Below are 409 nucleotides of genomic sequence, written 5' to 3' on the forward strand. Positions count from 1 at the left end.
GTGGAAGGACTGCCCGGAGATCGCCCTCCCCGAGGACGCGGTCAAGACCCGTGGCAGGGCCGAGGAGCACGCACAGCTCAACGGCGGCACGGAAGGTGACCTGAGCTGAGCACCCGCAGCGGCAGGGGCCGCAGGATCGTCCTCTGGCGGCACGGCCAGACCGCGTGGAACCTGGAGCGCCGCTTTCAGGGCTCCACGGACATCGAGCTCACCGAAGAGGGCGTCGGGCAGGCCCGCAGGGCCGCCCGGCTGCTCGCCTCGCTGAAGCCCGACGCCGTGGTCGCCTCCGACCTCCGGCGCGCGGCGGCCACGGCCGCCGAGCTGGCGGCCGTGACCGGTCTCACCGTGGCCCACGACGCCGCGCTCCGGGAGACGTACGCGGGCGTCTGGCAGGGCCTGACGCACGGGG

Annotated in this window: 1 protein-coding gene and 1 pseudogene; both read left to right on the plus strand. The window is 74.8% G+C overall.

What is annotated here, in order from left to right:
• Positions 1–109, plus strand: a pseudogene (locus RNB18_RS52960) (ribosome silencing factor); the annotation flags it as partial.
• Positions 106–409: histidine phosphatase family protein (locus RNB18_RS52965; RefSeq protein ID WP_311721170.1), on the plus strand; the 304-nt coding region annotated here is incomplete at its 3' end. The pseudogene RNB18_RS52960 and the gene RNB18_RS52965, both read left to right, overlap by 4 nt.

Origin of the sequence: Streptomyces doebereineriae (assembly GCF_031845645.1) — a bacterium.
In the GTDB taxonomy this organism is placed as follows: Bacteria; Actinomycetota; Actinomycetes; order Streptomycetales; family Streptomycetaceae; genus Streptomyces; species Streptomyces canus.